Annotated in this window: 15 protein-coding genes, 1 tRNA gene and 1 pseudogene; 11 read left to right on the top strand and 6 right to left on the bottom strand. The window is 47.6% G+C overall.

The genetic code is table 11. From position 1 onward, the window contains the following. Nucleotides 1–167: 167 nt before the first annotated feature. Nucleotides 168–1,001 (bottom strand): formyltetrahydrofolate deformylase, encoded by an 834-nt coding sequence (gene purU / locus OCV29_RS10400; protein WP_073605463.1) that lies wholly within the window; start codon nucleotides 999–1,001, stop codon nucleotides 168–170. Nucleotides 1,002–1,385: 384 nt separating this feature from the next. On the opposite strand from purU, the gene OCV29_RS10395 reads away from it, so the two are divergent. From OCV29_RS10395 to rnd, 7 genes and pseudogenes are all read left to right on the top strand, one after another. After that, on the top strand, nucleotides 1,386–1,586 hold the full coding sequence (locus OCV29_RS10395; protein ID WP_073605462.1) for a hypothetical protein: 201 nt from the start codon (nucleotides 1,386–1,388) through the stop codon (nucleotides 1,584–1,586). Between the two features lie 206 nt (nucleotides 1,587–1,792). Beyond that, nucleotides 1,793–3,700 (top strand): annotated as a pseudogene (locus OCV29_RS10390) (ATP-dependent DNA helicase); the annotation flags it as partial. A 212-nt stretch (nucleotides 3,701–3,912) separates the two neighbouring features. Continuing rightward, nucleotides 3,913–4,614: a tRNA (adenosine(37)-N6)-threonylcarbamoyltransferase complex dimerization subunit type 1 TsaB gene (gene tsaB / locus OCV29_RS10385; protein ID WP_073605461.1), complete on the top strand. Its 702-nt coding sequence runs from the start codon at nucleotides 3,913–3,915 to the stop codon at nucleotides 4,612–4,614. 61 nt (nucleotides 4,615–4,675) lie between these two features. Then, entirely contained in the window at nucleotides 4,676–4,993 is a 318-nt protein-coding gene (locus OCV29_RS10380) for a chromosome partitioning protein ParA (protein ID WP_073605460.1), read from the top strand. Nucleotides 4,994–5,133: 140 nt separating this feature from the next. Further along, nucleotides 5,134–6,015: an alpha/beta fold hydrolase gene (locus tag OCV29_RS10375; RefSeq protein WP_073605535.1), complete on the top strand. Its 882-nt coding sequence runs from the start codon at nucleotides 5,134–5,136 to the stop codon at nucleotides 6,013–6,015. Between the two features lie 135 nt (nucleotides 6,016–6,150). Then, nucleotides 6,151–7,851 (top strand): long-chain-fatty-acid--CoA ligase FadD, encoded by a 1,701-nt coding sequence (gene fadD / locus OCV29_RS10370; RefSeq protein ID WP_073605459.1) that lies wholly within the window; start codon nucleotides 6,151–6,153, stop codon nucleotides 7,849–7,851. 97 nt (nucleotides 7,852–7,948) lie between these two features. Continuing rightward, entirely contained in the window at nucleotides 7,949–9,070 is a 1,122-nt protein-coding gene (gene rnd, locus OCV29_RS10365) for a ribonuclease D (RefSeq protein ID WP_073605534.1), read from the top strand. Nucleotides 9,071–9,217: 147 nt separating this feature from the next. Here rnd and minE read toward each other — a convergent pair whose 3' ends face one another. From minE to minC, 3 genes are read right to left on the bottom strand one after another with little or no spacing between them, the layout of a single operon-like run. Further along, nucleotides 9,218–9,484 carry a cell division topological specificity factor MinE gene (gene minE / locus OCV29_RS10360; RefSeq protein WP_073605458.1) on the bottom strand — a complete coding sequence of 89 codons (267 nt, stop codon included), beginning with the start codon at nucleotides 9,482–9,484 and terminating at the stop codon, nucleotides 9,218–9,220. A 6-nt stretch (nucleotides 9,485–9,490) separates the two neighbouring features. Further along, on the bottom strand, nucleotides 9,491–10,303 hold the full coding sequence (gene minD / locus OCV29_RS10355; RefSeq protein ID WP_073585769.1) for a septum site-determining protein MinD: 813 nt from the start codon (nucleotides 10,301–10,303) through the stop codon (nucleotides 9,491–9,493). Between the two features lie 30 nt (nucleotides 10,304–10,333). Further along, a complete protein-coding gene (gene minC, locus OCV29_RS10350; protein WP_073605457.1) occupies nucleotides 10,334–10,996 on the bottom strand; it encodes a septum site-determining protein MinC in 663 nt (220 codons plus the stop codon). 253 nt (nucleotides 10,997–11,249) lie between these two features. Between minC and OCV29_RS10345 the strand changes: the two genes are divergently transcribed. Continuing rightward, on the top strand, nucleotides 11,250–11,540 hold the full coding sequence (locus tag OCV29_RS10345; protein ID WP_073605456.1) for a YcgL domain-containing protein: 291 nt from the start codon (nucleotides 11,250–11,252) through the stop codon (nucleotides 11,538–11,540). Nucleotides 11,541–11,549: 9 nt separating this feature from the next. Further along, complete coding sequence (locus OCV29_RS10340; RefSeq protein WP_073605455.1) at nucleotides 11,550–12,524, top strand: lytic murein transglycosylase; 975 nt, start codon at nucleotides 11,550–11,552, stop codon at nucleotides 12,522–12,524. Nucleotides 12,525–13,389: 865 nt separating this feature from the next. Here OCV29_RS10340 and folD read toward each other — a convergent pair. Continuing rightward, on the bottom strand, nucleotides 13,390–14,250 hold the full coding sequence (folD, locus tag OCV29_RS10335; protein WP_073605453.1) for a bifunctional methylenetetrahydrofolate dehydrogenase/methenyltetrahydrofolate cyclohydrolase FolD: 861 nt from the start codon (nucleotides 14,248–14,250) through the stop codon (nucleotides 13,390–13,392). Nucleotides 14,251–14,524: 274 nt separating this feature from the next. Between folD and OCV29_RS10330 the strand changes: the two genes are divergently transcribed. Further along, a tRNA-Arg gene (locus OCV29_RS10330) sits at nucleotides 14,525–14,601 on the top strand. 363 nt (nucleotides 14,602–14,964) lie between these two features. Here OCV29_RS10330 and OCV29_RS10325 read toward each other — a convergent pair. After that, the gene (locus OCV29_RS10325; protein ID WP_073605451.1) at nucleotides 14,965–15,867 is read right to left on the bottom strand and encodes a LysR family transcriptional regulator; all 903 of its coding nucleotides are present in this window, start codon (nucleotides 15,865–15,867) and stop codon (nucleotides 14,965–14,967) included. 221 nt (nucleotides 15,868–16,088) lie between these two features. On the opposite strand from OCV29_RS10325, the gene OCV29_RS10320 reads away from it, so the two are divergent. Beyond that, nucleotides 16,089–17,924, top strand: coding sequence for an ABC transporter ATP-binding protein (locus OCV29_RS10320; RefSeq protein ID WP_217653337.1), 1,836 nt, complete (start codon nucleotides 16,089–16,091; stop codon nucleotides 17,922–17,924). Nucleotides 17,925–17,931: the final 7 nt, after the last annotated feature.

The following is a 17,931-nucleotide window of genomic DNA, read 5'->3' as shown; positions in this document are numbered from 1 at the left end:
CTTTGGATGGATTGAAGTTTTTTGATTCAGGCGACAAGCCCGTGTGAATCGTTTTTGATCCTACGTGATAACTTTAGCAGGAACAATCATAAACTTTGAACGGGGTTCCCGGAAAAAGGGGGAAAAGCACGGCAGCATTCAGAGGTTTGCTGCCGTGATGGAGGCTGTTACAGAATGACGGTTTTGTTGCCGTGAACAAAAACATGGTCATTCAGCACTTTGTTCAGTGCTTTGCTGAGAACATTTTTTTCAACATCCCGTCCGGCCTGAGCCATATCTTCAGCACTAAAAGTGTGATCAACCGGAATCACATCCTGTTTAATGATTGGCCCTTCATCTAAATCGTTGGTGACAAAATGAGCTGTTGCACCAATAATTTTCACCCCACGCTGATAAGCCTGAAGATAGGGTTTAGCACCGATAAATGCCGGCAGGAAACTGTGGTGGATATTGATAATCCGGTGGTGATATTTTTCAACAAATGAGGGCGTCAGGACCCGCATGTATTTTGCCAGTACAATATAGTCAGGCTGATACTGATCGATGACTTCTGTCATTTGCTGTTCGTGTGCTTCACGTTCCAGCCCTTCATGAGAGATACAATGATAAGGAATATCAAATCGTTCTGTCAGGCCTTGCAACCGATCATAATTGCCAATGACCGCAGCAATTTCCACATCCAGCGCACCATCAAAGCTTTTCATCAGAATATCACCCAAACAGTGTGCTTCTTTGGTCACCATGATCACAATGCGTTTGCGGGAAGAATCCACTAACTTGTACTGAGCGCCTTCCGGCAGTGCATGGTTGAGATCATCGCGCAGTGTTTCATCATTAAAATTGCCTTCCAGTTCGGTACGCATGAAGAAGTGGCCGCAGGTGTTATCAACAAATTCATTATTATGAATAATATTCAGCTGATACTTGTAACAGATATTGGTTATCTTGGCGATTAATCCGGGCTCATCCACACAGTGGGTGAGGAGTGTTTTTCTTTCCATAATGACTGATAGTTTCCGACGAATTTTTTTGAGCTAAAAACAATTTCAGGATTGCCTCAATAATGACAGATCCCACGGCGTAACGGATATAATTAATCTATTCTTAAGATAGTTTCAACAAAATAAATAAACGGAATTTCCGGAATGGCAGCAGGTATGCAAATGGTTTTATTTGCATGCGTCAGAAAAGCAATCGTTTGTCTGACAATACCACTGTAAAAATGGATGAATAATCATTTCCTTCAGTTGAAATGACAGGTTTATGATTTTGGAATGGTTTTTTGAATTTTGATAGCCAAACAACCTGAAGATACTGTGCTGAGGTTGCCTGGATATAACTGTTGTGACTTGTGAGTGTTGTTAAACATAGTTGAGGTAGTTGCCATGGACAAAGATCTGCTTGCCCGGCGTTTGTATAGCGAACGCGTGAATAAAATTCTCGGGGAAAATACCGTCGATGAAGAGGTACTGGAAGAAATGTGGGAAAACCGGGTTTCGCCAGCGGATGCAGCAAAAATGATCGCCACGCGGGATAATGGCGTTGAAGCTTCTCCCTGGTTACATCGTTACCTGAACCGGAGGTGAGCTGTTTTTCAGTAACTTTTATCGGATTGCATTATCCGGCTGTTGCGCCTGATAGCCGGACACCCTTTCTGTATCATCTCTTTTTCTTAAGAGTCATGGTTGATTTCTGACGGCTTGTTTCAGGTCTTCAACACAGCCTCCGGAAGAGATCGCACTCTGTGCTGAAACCTGCCATAATCGCCTATTATTCATTTTCCCTTGATATCATGACCGAGACGATTTTTTCTGCCGGTGGGGCTCTGAGTCAGGCGATTCCGGGCTTTCAGGCCAGACAAGCCCAGATTGATATGGCTAAAGCTGTCGAACAGGCAATTACAGATCAAACCCAACTGGTGGTTGAAGCCGGTACCGGCACCGGAAAAACCTTCGCCTACCTGATTCCGGCCCTGATGAGCGGCAAAAAAGTGATTGTCAGTACCGGGTCGAAAAATTTGCAGGAACAATTATTCCACCGTGACTTACCGCTGATGGTGAAGGCTCTGTCTTTCTTCGGCCAGATCTCTTTGCTGAAAGGCCGGGCCAATTACCTGTGCTTTGAACGACTGAACCGGCAAATTATGGAAAGTCACAGCCCGGAAGTCGATGAACAGCGCTTTTCTCAGTTAATTCAGGTCCGGGAATGGGCTTCTGCGACACAAACCGGCGATCTTGGTGAGTGCGAGGTTTTGCCGGAAGACAGCCCGGTTATTTCAACCATTACTTCGACCAATGATAATTGTATCGGCCGGGAATGTCCGTCATATCAGGACTGTTTTGTATCCAAAGCAAGAAAGAAGGCGATGGATGCCGATGTTGTGGTTGTCAACCATCATCTTTTTCTGGCTGATCTGGCTTTGAAAGAAACAGGGTTTGGTGAACTGATTCCTGAGGCTGATATCTTTATATTCGATGAAGCACACCAGTTGCCGGATATTGCCAGTCAGTATTTCGGTCAGTCTTTGACCAGCAGGCAGGTGACGGAACTGGCTAAGGATATAGAGATAGGTTATCGCACCGAAGCCAAAGACATGCGTCAGTTGCAAAAGGTCAGTGAAAAACTGACACACACAGCACTGGATATCCGGGTTAGTCTGGGAGAAACCGGACAGCGGGGTAACTGGCGCGATATGGTTGCCCAGCCGCGGGTTAAAGCCGCTGTGGAACGACTGGAAGAGAGCCTTGAGTTTGCGGATGAAGTTCTGAAAATCGCGCTGGGACGGAGTCAGTTGCTGGATAGTGCATTTGAACGGACCACGCTGATTAAAGCCCGGTTAAAGCGGGTATGTGATGTCTCTGTCCCCGGTTATTCTTACTGGTTTGATACCACGCAGCGTCATTTCGGTTTGCATATTACACCATTGTCTGTGGCTGAAAAATTTCGTGAGCAGATGGCAATGAAGTCGGGTGCATGGATTTTTACTTCCGCCACGCTGGCGGTGAATGATGATTTCAGTCATTTCAGTCATCGTCTGGGGCTGGAACCTCAGAAGCAATTTTCCCTGCCCAGTCCGTTCGACTATCTGGCTCAGGCTCGTTTATGTGTGCCCCGGTATTTGCCTGAACCCAATTCTCCGGGCATGGCTGATAAACTGGTGGAAATGCTGACGCCTGTGATCCGGCAAAATCAGGGGCGTTGTTTTTTCCTCTGTACTTCCCATCATATGATGCGTGAACTGGGTGAGCGCTTCCGGGATGTACTTGAACTGCCGGTGTTACTTCAGGGAGAAACCAGCAAACGGAAAACACTGGCTGAGTTTATGTCACTGGGCAATGCTTTGTTGGTCGCAACCGGCGCTTTCTGGGAAGGGATTGACGTTAGAGGCGATGCGCTAAGCTGTGTTATTATCGACAAATTACCCTTTACTGCACCGGATGACCCGCTGCTGAAAGCCCGGATTGAAGATTGCCGCCTGCAAGGGGGAGACCCGTTTGAGCAGGTTCAGTTACCGGAAGCCGTGATTACCCTCAAACAGGGGGTGGGTCGCCTGATCCGGGATACGCAGGACAAAGGGGCGCTGATTATCTGTGATAACCGGCTTGTAACCCGTGACTATGGCAGCGTATTTCTTGCCAGTTTACCGCCGATTCCGAGAACCAGAGACCTGAGTCGGGTGCAGCAGTTTTTGCAGCAGATCACTGCTGAAGCGCACCCTGAAAATGACGTTGGTTCAGAAGTGGAAGACATGGGTTCAGAAGTGGAAGACATGGGTTCAGACGTTGAAGACGTTGAAGACGTTGAAATGGTGATTGAAAATCAGGATGAGCCTGAACTGAAAACCCTGAATTGAAAACAATGTCTGATCATTCCTGACAGCAAATAAATTTGAGAGTGAAATTAGAGAGTTAAATGAGCGTAAAAATTCTTGCGATTGATACGTCAACAGAACATTGTTCTGTGGCGCTGGTGGTTCATAGCCAATGGTTTGTTCGCCGGGAAGTGTCACCCAGAGGGCATGCACAAAAGATCTTACCGATGGTTGATGAAGTGCTGAAAGAGTCAGGCATGACACTGAACGAACTTGACGCACTGGCATTCGGCCGCGGACCGGGTAGTTTTACCGGTGTCCGGATTGGTGTCGGGATTACACAGGGGCTGGCGTTTGGGGCGGCTTTGCCTGTGATTCCGGTTTCAACGCTCGAAGCAATGGCACAGGGTGCATACCGGCAGGCCGGGGCGACACTGGTTGCAGCCGCAATTGATGCCCGGATGAGTGAAGTTTACTGGGGGCGTTATCGCCGTCAGGAAGATGGTGGCTGGCAGGCACTTGAATCCGAGTGTGTGATTGCGCCAGAAATCCTGGTCTCACAGATGAATTCAGAGCCGGAATCATGGTATGGTGCCGGAACCGGCTGGCAGGCATATCAGGGTGAGTTGTCCGGTCTGCCGTTCAGGGTTGATCCCGGTGACGTGCTTTATCCTGATGCAGAAGATATTGCTTTTCTGGCCACACTGGCATGGCAACGGGGCGAAACGGTGAAAGCAGAGGAAGCCAGTCCGGTTTATCTGCGGGATCAGGTGGCCTGGAAAAAACTGCCGGGTCGCACATAAGCGACTATTCTCAGAACAGGGCTATTCTCAACAGACAAAGTCAACAGACTAAAGGAGTGATATGGTTTCGATTCAGGGATTACCGCCACCGGGTATTTCGGGGACAGGAAAATCATCGAAAACATCGAAGGCGGGCAAGAAGCAGGGTGCCGGAAAACCAAAGTCTGCGGTTGATAGTGCCCGCCAACCGACACCGGTTGCCCACGCTGTTTCTCATTCTTTAGAAGCAATTAAAAATGCAGAAAGTTATCAGAATAATCTGCAGTATGACTTGCCGGAAGGCCGTGCCAGAAAAGCACTGGAAGAATATTTTGATGTCATGAATCAGACCCGCCGGGAAGAACTGGCACAGATGATGGGTGTGGATATTTACATCTGAGCCCGGCGCTGAACCAGCACCGCTGTAGTTTATTCGTGATGTTACGGTCATCTTGTTGTAATATTCTCTTTTTCCACCCGTTTCTGATGATCACGGGTGGTATGATCTGTTCTGATGAGCTGGCACTTAAATGTAACATCATGCTAACGCAAAAAACCTACCCTATTTATGGGAATCAACTGGCCGCAATTGAATCCGGCTCTCCTTCCGAAACAGGTATTTCAGTCGTTTTTTTACATGGCTGGCTGGATAATGCTGCCAGTTTTAGTCCGTTATTATCCCGTCTGGAGACAGAGACACCCGGTGTTCATTTTTGTGCGCTTGATTTGCCCGGACATGGCTTTTCCGGTCATAAATCCACCGGGAATTATTACACGTTCCATGATTACATAGATGATGTTCATCAAGTTTTGGAAGACATCCCGGCGAAAACTGTGATTTTAGCCGGTCATTCTCTTGGTGGATTAATTGCGAGTTGCTATAGTGCCGCTTTTCCGGAAAAGATAAGTGATATAATACTCATTGAGGCGCTTGGGCCACTGGCTGAGTCGCCGGATAACGGGGTCGAACGATTAAGAACCGGCATACTCAGCCGGGAGCGGATTCGCAGGAAAACCGTGAATAAAGGGTTCAGGAGTTTTCAGCAGGCGCTGACACTCAGAGCCCACCGTTCCGGCGTGGCGGAAAAGCATATCCGTCCCCTTGTTGAACGGGGACTGGTGCAGCGTGATGATCGTTGGTACTGGCGTGCTGACCCCATGTTATCCGCAGACTCGTTGTACCGGATGGCAGAATCTCATGCAACGGCGATTCTCAAAGCGATTCAATGTCCGGCGACCCTGATTCGCGGGACAGAAGGTTATGCGTCTCTGATATTACCTGAACGGATGAGTTTGATGGCCGATCTCACCATGCATACTTTATCCGGTGGACATCACTGCCATCTCGAGCAGCCGGAACAGATAGCTGAGATCATTGATGGTGTGATTAGAAAACGACAAAGACTCTCCGGTTTATATTAAGTCCGGACGAGGTGTCAGGGAATGACCCGGCCATGACAATGGCAGCTCCGGCCGGAATGCCGGTTGTCGATAGAAAGAATAAATAGTAGCGGCCATTTGCACCGCAGGTGACCGCATATATGAGGAGTATCTTAAGTGGATCAGCCCTGGCTGGCGCGTCGTCCAAACGATGTGCCTAATACGATTCATCCTGATGAATATTCATCTCTGATTGAGATGTTTGAGAATTCGGTCAGAAAGTTTGCTGACCAACCTGCATTTGTCAACATGGGCACGGTCATGACATTCCGTAAACTGGAAGAAAGAAGCCGTGCATTTGCTGCTTATCTGCAAAATGAACTGCACCTGAAAAAAGGGGATCGGGTTGCACTGATGATGCCCAATTTACTGCAATATCCGGTGGCATTATTTGGTGTTCTGCGGGCCGGGTTAGTTGTTGTTAATGTGAATCCGCTCTACAAACCCAGAGAGCTGGAACACCAGCTGAAAGATGCCGGTGCCGAAACCATTGTCATTGTGTCCAATTTTGCCAGCTCGTTGCAGAAAGTACTGAAAAACACGCCGGTGAAAAACATCGTCATTACCAGTCTGGGTCAGATGTTACCGCGGGCGAAGGGAACGCTGGTTGATTTCGTTGTGAAATATATCAAGCGTCTGGTTCCCTGCTACAATATTCCCGGAGCGGTTTCGATGCGTCAGGCTATTCGCCGTGGACGTCGTCTTCAGTACGTGAAACCGCGGGTTGAAGGAGATGATATTGCTTTTCTGCAATATACGGGCGGAACAACCGGTGTCGCAAAAGGGGCGGTACTGTCTCACAGCAATGTGGTTGCAAATGTGATGCAGGCGAAAGCTGCTTACAATAGTCTGTTCTCCGAAGGGCGTGATTTGGTTGTGACGGCACTGCCGCTTTATCATGTGTTTGCACTGAGTATGAATTGTTTGCTGTTTATTGAAATGGGGGGGCAGAATCTCCTGATTACGAACCCGCGTGATATCTCAGGATTTATTAAAGAGTTACAACGTTATCCATTTACTGCAATTACCGGTGTGAATACATTGTTTAATGCATTATTAAATCATGAGGCATTCCGTCAGATTGATTTTTCTCATATGCGACTTTCTGTGGCCGGCGGAACTTCCGTTCAGCGCGCCGTTGCAGAAAAATGGAAACAGGTCACCGGTAAACATTTACTTGAAGGTTATGGCCTGACAGAATGTTCACCGCTGGTGGCCGGTAATCCGTATGATGAAACAGAGTATACCGGCGCGATCGGTATTCCGGTCCCGTCAACCGATGTACGAATCGTCAATGATGACGGTGAAGTGTTGCCGTTTGATCAGGTCGGTGAACTTCAGGTTCGCGGTCCGCAGGTGATGCAGGAGTACTGGCAGAATGAGCAGGCCACCCGCGAAGTCCTGACTGAAGACGGTTGGCTTTCAACCGGGGATGTGGTCCGGTGCGATGAGCAGGGCATGTTCTATATTGTTGATCGCAAAAAAGATATGATTCTGGTTTCCGGATTTAATGTTTATCCCAATGAGATTGAAGATGTGGTTTCTATGCATGATAAGGTGCTGGAAGTGGCCGCTATCGGCGAGCCGCATCATGTCTCAGGGGAAATCGTCAAAGTTGTGGTTGTAAAACGTGATTTATCTTTGACGAAAGAAGAAATTATCGCGCACTGTCGTGAATATCTGACCGGCTATAAAATTCCGAAACTGGTCGAGTTCCGGGATGAGCTACCGAAAACAAATGTCGGTAAAATTTTGCGCCGGGCACTGAAAGAACAAAATATGACGCTGGAAGCACAACAAACGATGGAACAGGCTTAAAGGTCTGATGGACTCTGAAAGTGCCGGCGCTCATGTCGGCATTTTTATTTGTCCGGGGCAGGCCCTGAGTATAAAAAACAAAATAAGCAGGTTATTAGTGGAATATCAAATAATTACTGGTTCTGAAGAACTGGCAGAAGTATGCAGACAAGCCATGGCGCATCCGGTTGTAATGCTGGACACTGAGTTTGTCAGAATCAGAACGTTTCATGCAAAGCTGGGACTGATTCAGTTGTATGATGGTGAAACGCTGTCACTGATTGACCCCACGACCATAGAAGATATGTCGCCGTTTGTCAGTCTGCTCAAAGCACCAGCGGTTTTGAAAGTCTTACATGCATGTGGCGAAGATCTGGAAGTGTTTTACCATGAATTCAATTGTGTTCCGGAACCCATGCTGGATACACAGATTATGGCGGCCTTTCTTGGATATGGCTTATCAACGGGATTTGCCGCGCTGGTCAGTGATATTGTCGGACTTGAACTGGATAAAAGTGAATCGCGCACAGACTGGATGGCGAGGCCTCTGTCATCCAGACAGCTTGACTACGCTGCTGCTGATGTATTTTATCTCATGCCGGTGTATCAGCATTTATCTGAGCGTCTGGAAACAACCTCATGGAAAGATGCTGCGTATGAAGAGTCACAACTTCAGTCTCAGAAGAGGGTTGTCGCACCAGACGTTGAGAAAGCATATCTGAGCGTGAAAGGTGCCTGGCAGCTCAGACCCAGACAACTTGCGGTTTTAAAGCTGATTGCCTCATGGCGGCTTGAAGAAGCGATGAAGCGGGATCTGGCGTTAAACTTTGTTATAAAAGAAGCAGAACTGCTGACGATTGCCCGGTTAGGGTTGAACGGATCGAAGCGTATGCTGGCAGAAGGGATTCATCCGAAGCTGGTCAAACGTCACGGCAACCACCTTTGTCAGCTGGTCAGAAAAGCCCAGGCGCTTGAAGCAGAACATTATCCGGAACCCATCGTGCCTGTTTCCGATTATCCGGGTTACAAGCAGCTGTTTAAAACGTTGAAAACACAGGTCACTTCGGTTGCTGAAGCGCATAATCTGGCCAATGAATTTGTGGCATCGCGCAAACAGCTGAATGATTTGATTAGCTGGATATGGAAGCATCAGGAAGCTGAATGTAAAACTCCGGATCTGATGCAGGGCTGGAGAAAGCCGTTGTTGGGAGAGACGCTGTATCAGATGATTAAAGCATAAACAGCCGGCTTTCAATAAAAAAACGCCGTGATTATTACGGCGTTTTTTCTAATCAAGTCACTGATTATGTAAAGATATTACTGTTGTGATGATATCGCATCGTCAGCGGTTTTCTTTACCGGCTTTGCTTATCAACCACGGCGATGATCACTCTTTCTCATCATCAGGCAGTTTGACATTCAGTTCCAGAACGGCCAGTTCGTCATCTTTCTGCTCAAAAGATAACTCAACCATGTCCGGGTTCACGTCGACATATTTGGCAATGACCTTCAGAATATCTTCTTTCAGCTGTGGCAGATAGTTCGGAGCCGGGTCGTCATGACTGCGACGCTCGGCAACAATAATTTGTAACCGTTCTTTTGCCATGCTGGCCGATGTTTGTTTTTTGGGGCGGAAAAACTCAAGTAATGACATGATTGTTTAGCCCCCGAATAGTCGCTGAAATATACCGCGCTTCGGCTCTGTCAGAAAACGGAATTCAACCGCATTACCCAGCAGGCGATCAACGGTATCCAGATATGCCTGACCTGCATCTGACTGCTCGTCGAAAATCACCGGAATCCCTTTGTTGGAAGCATTCAGCACCGCCTGGCTTTCAGGAATCACGCCCATCAGCGGAATGTGCAGAATATCTTCAACATCATGAATACTCAGCATTTCTCCCTGATTTACCCGCGCAGGATGATAGCGGGTCAGTAACAGATGCTGTTTGATCGGCTCCAGTCCTTGCTCTGCACGTAGTGATTTCGAGTCGAGAATTCCTAAAATCCGGTCTGAGTCTCTGACCGATGAAACTTCCGGGTTCGTGGTGATAATGGCTTCATCTGCAAAATAAAGTGCCATCAGTGCACCTTGCTCGATACCTGCCGGGGAGTCACAAATAATAAAGTCAAACTCCATATCATTCAGTTCATCAAGAACACGTTTCACCCCGTCATGGGTCAGCGCATCTTTATCCCTGGTTTGTGACGCGGGAAGGATAAATAAGTTTTCAGTGCGTTTGTCTTTAATCATGGCTTGATTCAGCGTGGCTTCACCCTGAATCACATTGACGAAATCGTAAACAACCCGACGTTCACATCCCATAATCAGATCCAGATTGCGCAACCCGATATCAAAATCGATCACCACAGTCTTATTCCCTTTCAGGGCTAATCCCGACGCAATTGCTGCACTTGAAGTTGTTTTTCCTACGCCGCCTTTCCCGGACGTCACAACAATAATACGTGCCATTGGTTTTGCTTTCCTTTAATTATCTGTTTGTTAAATTGTTAGCTTGTCAACGTGAAGTGTTTCATCGTTATAGCTGAGGATAACTTTTTGCTGCCAGAACTCTTCGGCGATCTGATCACTGAGCCAGTAATTACCAGCGATTGAGACCAGTTCTGCCTGCAAGTTATTACATATAATCTTAGCTTCTTTTTGTCCGCTTGCACCGGCAATTGCACGACCTTTCAGGTTACCGTGAATATGTATCGAGCCATCAGCAATCACTTCAGCACCAGGGCTGACATGATTGAGGATGACTAAATCTGCATCTTTCGCATAAATTTGCTGACCTGAACGGATCGGATGACTGACCACTTTTGCCGGTTGCATTTCTGCCGGAGCCTGAGCAGGGGACTTACTGGCGGTCATCACCGCGAAACCGGCCGCGGTTGCCTGATTTTGTGTGCGTTTATCTTTTGTACCGGTAATGCCGACCGGAACCATTCCGACTTCATGGATACAGTGTTTTAACTCACTGAAATCGATATCTTCCTTCACCTGAGAGATATTAATCACCACCGGAGCAGACGCAAAAAAAGCCGGTGCCTGAGTTATTTTTTCTTTCAGCAGGTTCAGGGTTTTTGAAATATCGTTATCGGTCAGATGTAGTACTGACAAAGTAAAACTGCTACCTTTTAAGTCAGGTAATAATGACATAAATAAGCCGGACCTCAGTCTTTAAGTATTTTAGAAAGGTACTTCTGAAATAAAGCGTTTCTGATGAAGTACAGAAAGCTTCACATTGCTCAGGTTCGTCATGTTATATTCACTGACTTAACTCGGCAAGTTATCTTATCCACACATTGACGTTTTTATTGTTAATTTTATGTTCAGTAAAGGTCATTGATATGCGTGTGATTGATAAAATGATAAATCCGGTCAACTGAAATCTTGAAGAAAAAGGCAAATCATGCTGTGCTCTGTTTATAAAAGTATTCGTAAAGATGGTGCGTATTTGTACGTGATGAAGAAAGGGGATTTTTCTCAGGTTCCTGAACAGTTGATGACTATGTTCGGCACGCCTTCGCTCATGATGACAATCAATCTGGAAGGGAGAAAACTAGCGAATGTGGATGTCAATAAGGTGAAAGCATCGCTGGAGTCCGATGGCTTTTTTCTTCAGCTGCCGCCACCGCCGGAAAATGTACTGGAAACGTATAAAGCGATGAAAGCCGCGCAGATTCAGTCGCACACAGAGTAGGGAGATAAGATGAAGAGGTTATGGTTAGCCGGATTAGGGATGATGCTGAGCCTCACGGCCAGTGCCCGGACAGTTTCATTTGAAGCGTATATTGATGCATTTAAACAGCAGGCCGAACAGGCCGGTATCTCACATGAGACTGTAGAAGCCGCATTTCGTGATGTGACATACAGACACCGTACCGTTGTGGCCGATAAAAACCAGCCTGAAAAGAAGCTGACGCTGGATGAATATATTCCGCGGGCGGTACCGGACTGGAAAGTGAAAAAGGCTAAGAAACTCTACCGCCAACATTATGCTGCACTGCAGCAGGTCAGTCGTGAGTATGGTGTGCAGCCACAGTATATTGTGGCGTTATGGGGGGTGGAGAGTAACTTTGGTGCCCTGACTGGTCGTCATTATGTGATGAGTGCGCTGGCGACTCTGGCCTATGATGGCCGCAGAGAAGCTTTCTTCCGTAAGGAAATGATGGCTGCCCTGAAAATCATTGAAGATGACCATATTGACCCGCACGACATGAAAGGCTCATGGGCCGGGGCAATGGGACAGTGCCAGTTTATGCCCAGTTCTTTCCTGACATTTGCAGTCGACGGCAATCATGACGGTAAGATTGATATCTGGAAAACCAAGGCGGATGTATTTGCTTCGACCGCTAATTATCTGCACCGTTCCGGGTGGGATAATCAATACCGCTGGGGACGGCAGGTGCATTTGCCACGTGGATTTGATATGTCTTTGGAAGGTCGCCATCAGGGTAAGGCGAAAACACTCAGGGAGTGGCGACGCCTGGGGGTGACCCGTTACAACGGTCAGCCACTGCCTGCACCGGCGAAGGATATTAAAGCGTGGCTGGTTGCACCGGATGATGAAAAAGGCCGGGCATATCTGATTTACAATAATTACAATGTGCTGATGAAGTGGAATCGCTCGCACTATTTTGCGCTGGCAGTCAGTCATTTGGCGGACCGGATTGTCAGCCGTTAATCTGTTCATGATTGCTCTTTCTCAAAAGCTCGTCAGATTTGACGGGCTTTTTTATGTCTCAGGTCATCCCATCATGTTGGTATCAGACCAATCTGGAAAATAAACTGATCATCTGGATGTGTCTGGTGGAGCAAACATACAAGGGCATGGATGCCCTTGTTGAAGCGCCTTTCTTATCAATAAAAAGGGGATGGCTTGAGCGGTTTGCGGAACCAGATATATCCAGATCAGAAAGTTACTTAGAATGGTATCAGACTTTCATCGACAGATTGAATAGGACTTTTATTGAATAATAATGCGAATATATTGTTTATATATTATATTTATAACTGATACTGAATGGGGTTTTGTAAAGCAAGGTAAAGGCGAAAGTAAAGAAAAGTAAGGTCGGTTTTTTTTATGCGGTCATCATGCGATATTGTTTTGGCAGACATGTTGTTTATATTGTTGTTTATATTGACACCATCTCGTTGCGCACTGGAATAGTGGTTCGTTAAAAGCCTCATCTGATAACGAATTCATATGCCAGATTAGTCAGAACCGGATAGTCCTCCTCCTGGAATTGATGGCAATGGCTATACTTGAATTGTTGTTGGATTCTGAATCCTCACACAATATTCAGGATCCATTAGCAATGAAGCCACATTTTTATGTGGTCGGTTATTACCTTTTTTTTATTTTAACACCACCACCGTTTTTCTGTGAGACGGTGGTTTTTTTTGTCTGAAATTTGAGTATACCGGTTTGGTCAACTGTCAGGGATGATTGATGATTGTGATGGCGGGGAAGGTTGATACTATTTTGCCGGCTGAAAGCCGGCAAGACAGGACGAAAGACTTGTGAAGGTGTACAGAAAAACTAAAGATCAGTTTTTATGGTGATATTGCTCACAGGCCAGCATCGTATTTTCAATCAATGTTGCAACCGTCATTGGCCCGACACCGCCGGGAACTGGTGTGATATAGCTTGCCCTCTCGCTGGCAATATCATATTCAATATCCCCTGAGAGTTTACCGTTGTCTAGCCGGTTGATACCAACATCAATGACAATTGACCCTGCTTTGATCCATTCTCCCGGAATGAAGTTCGGTTTACCGACGGCAACAACCAGAATATCAGCCTGACGGACATAGCTCTCCAGATCACGGGTAAACCGGTGGCAGGTGGTGGTGGTACAACCTTGCAGCAACAGTTCCATTGTCATCGGGCGGCCAACAATATTCGATGCGCCGACAACAACCGCATGCTTGCCCCGTAGTTCGATGTTATATCTTTCCATCAGGGTAATAATCCCTTTAGGCGTGCAGGAGCGAAGCTTTGGAATACGTTGTGCCAGTCGTCCGACATTATAAGGGTGGAAACCATCCACATCTTTTTCAGGGAGAATCCGTTCAAGCACCTGAGTTGCATCCAGCCCGGCGGGGAGAGGCAACTGAACCAGAATGCCATCGATCTCCTGATCAGCATTGAGCTGATCAACCAGATTCAGCAGATCTTGCTGAGATGTATTTAATGGCAGGTCAAATGATTTGGAAACAAAACCGACTTCATCACAGGCGCGTCGTTTACTGCCAACGTAGACCTGAGATGCCGGGTCATCACCGACCAGGATTACAGCGAGGCCGGGTGCGCGTAACCCTGCTTCTGTCCGGGCTTTCACACGGGCAGCAACCTCAGAGCGAACAGTTTGGGAAATCAGTTTTCCATCAATAATCTGTGCAGTCATAAGTATCCATCATTATTTTTATCAGGAAGAAACATTCTCGGGTTTATACCCAAACCACTGAAACCTGCATTTTGGCGGTTATTGGGGTTCTATTCTTGGGTAGAAACGCGCGCATTGTCGCAGATCTTTAGCATAACATCCACAGGCAAACGTTTGCCTGTGTATTTTTTTCGCACATCATATCAGAAATGCTAGATTTTTAGTCACTTAGATAGTTTATCAGAATAAATTCGTTGATTTACGTTTTTTAACTCGTATAATTCTCTCCCGTAACGCGCCCTTAGCTCAGCTGGATAGAGCACCTGCCTTCTAAGCAGGTGGTCACAGGTTCGAATCCTGTAGGGTGCGCCACTTATTCTGAGGCCTCAGCATCATTTGGTGCTGGGGCTTTTTTGTTTGCGGAACCAGATATATCCGATCAGAAAATAACTTGGAATGGTTTGATGCCGGAGGGGTTGATCTTTGGTGCCTGGTTGTTGCTGCGGGAGTTACCGCAGCCGAAGGTATTATCTGAACACCGTTATTCTTGGTTACAGGTGATGTGTTCAGCGACCCGTAACGTGATGAAAGTGCATTCAGAGTGAATACAATATCCACCAAAGATCAACACATTTAATCTAACATATTCTGGCCGCTCACTAAGTTTTGTTCGTGTAAAAGAACGTAAAGTAACGTCAATGCAACCCTCATCATCATTTTCACTCCTCAACGATTTCACTCTGCAAACTCTGCCATCGACTGTGCCGCGTTTCTGATCGACTGTTTAAACTGATGTAGTGATGGCTGGTGGCGGATATTGGTCGGATAAGAGAAACTGTACGGATAATAAATGGCTGGCTCAAATGGGCGGGTTTCGACGCCATTCCCGGCCCAGACCCGGGCCGCAAAGGGCTCCAGCACACCCACGGCTAAACCGGAGGCAACCATGGCATATCCGGTGTGCGAGGTATCAATATACAGCCGTTTCATCAACTGCGATTCTACCGCATCCAGCGCATGTTCTAATTTACTCCAGTAATTCAGATAAGAGTCCTGCACGGTCAGGACTGACTCACCGGCTAAATCCGGTGCGGTAATCACCGTTTTTTCCAGTAATGGATGACCGGCTCTGGCTGCAAAGACAAACCGCGCATGGCCGATAAATTCCTGTTCAATCCCGCTGAGTTGAGGAAGCTGGAGCCCAATGGCCAGATCCACGGCGCTGGTCTGCAAGCGCATCACGATCTCAGACATACTGTCCGTGTGCATGACCACCCGCTCATCCGGATAAAAGTGACCATGTTCTTTGAGTGCGATGGGCAGCAATGTGCTGGCGATTGCTGAAGTGGCTGAGATACAGAGTTCTTTGGGATTCCTGTCGCGAATTTGCATTGCAACGGATTCCAGTTTCTCAAGGCCGAGAAAGCTCTCTTCCACAGAACGAAAAAATTCCCCGGCTTCCGGCGTCGGGAACAGACGTCCCTTTTTACGTTCAAATAAACTGAATCCAAGCGAATCTTCCAGATCGCTGATGAGCCGGCTCACCGCTGGCTGGGTGACATGCATTTCTGCCGCAGCCGCTGAAGTTGTGCCCCGTAACATAATATGGCGGAAGGCTTCTAACTGACGAAATTTCATCTCAAAAGATTCCCCTGATCATGCAGTGAATGATGGTTTTGCATCGCTGAATCATACCTCTTGAAGTGACTTATATGTATAACATTTGTTAATGAACTATGCGTTAATATAAGTTGATCGCATAAGGGTTAGTTTGCAATATGTCTTTATCATGTGACAGGGAAGTGACCACACCGGGATGGTCTGATGTCATCAGTTGACTGTAAAACAAGGATGCAGCCGTGGCAGACAGAATGAAAACGCCTATTCTCACCGTCAATAATCTCTCGGTCGCTTTTGGCGGAACGCGTGTGATTGAGCACCTCAGTTTCTCTGTGATGCCGGGTCGCACGCTGGCGATTGTCGGCGAATCCGGTTCAGGTAAATCGGTCACGTCTCAGTCGATCATGCGTTTGGCAGATATCAATGGTGCCCGTTATACCTCGGGAGATATTGTGTATAACGGCACAGGGCGTGATGTCGACTTATTGGCCTTGAGCCAGAAGGAGATGCGTGGTTTTCGCGGTAAAGAAATTGCCATGATTTTTCAGGAACCGATGACATCGCTGAACCCGGTTTTTACGATTGGCGATCAGCTGTGTGAATCGTTGTTTCTCCATGAAAAGCTCTCCAAATCACAGGCTCTGGCGGAAAGTCAGCGTTTACTGGAACTGGTCCGGCTGCCGGATGCCCGTGACATGCTTTCCCGCTATCCGCATCAGCTCTCCGGCGGAATGCGGCAGCGGGTGATGATTGCGATGGCGCTGGCCTGCAAGCCCAAAATTCTGATTGCCGACGAGCCAACCACGGCACTGGATGTCACCATTCAGGCGCAAATCCTGTCGATTATCAAAGAATTACAAACTTCACTGAATATGGCGGTGGTCTTTATCACTCATGATATGGGGGTTGTTGCCGAAATCGCAGATGATGTGGTGGTGATGTGGCAGGGCAGGAAAGTCGAACAGGGGAAAGTTGCTGATGTATTCCGGCAGCCGCAGCATGCTTACACACAGACACTGTTGTCAGCTGTTCCCCGGCTGGGTTGCATGCAGGGGCGGCGCAATCCTTACCGTTTCCCGGTGACCGTGATGCACAATGGCCGTCCGGTCGTGACCGGTCAGGAAGCTGAGCAAAATACGGCACGCTATGATGATGCGCCGCTATTGCGGGTTGAAAACCTGGTGACACGCTTTGATACCCGGAAAAATTTCTGGGGCAGGGCGACGCACCGCGTCCACGCCGTGGAGCAGGTTAGTTTTGATATTTATCCGGGAGAAACGGTCGCTCTGGTGGGAGAATCCGGTTCCGGCAAGTCGACCATTGGCCGTACGATTCAGCAATTGCAAAAAGCCACCAGCGGTTCCATCTGTTTTCATGGCCGTTCTCTGAGCAATATGTCTGAAGCAGAGCTTCGGGCACTGAAGCGCGATATTCAATATATCTTTCAGGATCCGTTTGCCTCCCTTGATCCGCGAAAAACCGTGGGTTTCTCCATTGCCGAACCGATTCGTACCCACAAGCTGCTGGCCACCGAAGCTGAAATTGAACAACGCGTCAGCGAATTACTGGAGCGGGTTGGGCTACAGGCCGGACACGCAATGCGTTATCCCCATGAATTTTCCGGAGGCCAGCGTCAGCGGATCTGCATCGCCAGAGCACTGGCTTCTGAGCCCAAACTGATTATTGCTGATGAAGCTTTGTCTGCGCTGGATGTCACCATTCAGGCGCAGATCATCAACTTGTTTATGGAATTACAACAGGAATATGGGATTGCCTGCCTGTTTATCAGCCACGATATGGCTGTTGTGGAAAAAATGAGCCATCGCGTTGTGGTGTTATACCTCGGACAAATTGCTGAAATGGGTTTCCGGTCTCAGGTTTTCGATACACCGCAACATGCTTATACCAAACGCCTGCTGAGTGCCGTCCCGGTTGCTGATCCGGGCTGTCAGCGGCAGCGTGAATTACTCAGTGGTGATATTCCCAGCCCGGTCCGCCCGGTTGGTGAGCCGCCGCAGGCGCTGACTTATGACGAAGTGAGCCCCGGACATCTGGTGGCAAGGCAGTCTGAATAAATCAGAA

Origin of the sequence: Vibrio aerogenes (genome assembly GCF_024346755.1) — a bacterium.
GTDB classification, from domain to species: Bacteria; Pseudomonadota; Gammaproteobacteria; order Enterobacterales; family Vibrionaceae; genus Vibrio; species Vibrio aerogenes.
Note: the sequence above shows the minus strand (reverse complement) of the source record. Positions and strands in the feature narration are given on the sequence as shown.

Bases quoted from the DNA above. Each gene is read 5' to 3' on its own strand.
- purU (WP_073605463.1), bottom strand. From the start codon at position 1,001: ATGGAAAGAAAAACACTCCTCACCCACTGTGTGGATGAGCCCGGATTA.
- OCV29_RS10395 (WP_073605462.1), top strand. From the start codon at position 1,386: ATGGACAAAGATCTGCTTGCCCGGCGTTTGTATAGCGAACGCGTGAAT.
- tsaB (WP_073605461.1), top strand. From the start codon at position 3,913: ATGAGCGTAAAAATTCTTGCGATTGATACGTCAACAGAACATTGTTCT.
- OCV29_RS10380 (WP_073605460.1), top strand. From the start codon at position 4,676: ATGGTTTCGATTCAGGGATTACCGCCACCGGGTATTTCGGGGACAGGA.
- OCV29_RS10375 (WP_073605535.1), top strand. From the start codon at position 5,134: ATGCTAACGCAAAAAACCTACCCTATTTATGGGAATCAACTGGCCGCA.
- minE (WP_073605458.1), bottom strand. From the start codon at position 9,484: ATGTCATTACTTGAGTTTTTCCGCCCCAAAAAACAAACATCGGCCAGC.
- minD (WP_073585769.1), bottom strand. From the start codon at position 10,303: ATGGCACGTATTATTGTTGTGACGTCCGGGAAAGGCGGCGTAGGAAAA.
- minC (WP_073605457.1), bottom strand. From the start codon at position 10,996: ATGTCATTATTACCTGACTTAAAAGGTAGCAGTTTTACTTTGTCAGTA.
- OCV29_RS10345 (WP_073605456.1), top strand. From the start codon at position 11,250: ATGCTGTGCTCTGTTTATAAAAGTATTCGTAAAGATGGTGCGTATTTG.
- OCV29_RS10340 (WP_073605455.1), top strand. From the start codon at position 11,550: ATGAAGAGGTTATGGTTAGCCGGATTAGGGATGATGCTGAGCCTCACG.
- folD (WP_073605453.1), bottom strand. From the start codon at position 14,250: ATGACTGCACAGATTATTGATGGAAAACTGATTTCCCAAACTGTTCGC.
- OCV29_RS10325 (WP_073605451.1), bottom strand. From the start codon at position 15,867: ATGAAATTTCGTCAGTTAGAAGCCTTCCGCCATATTATGTTACGGGGC.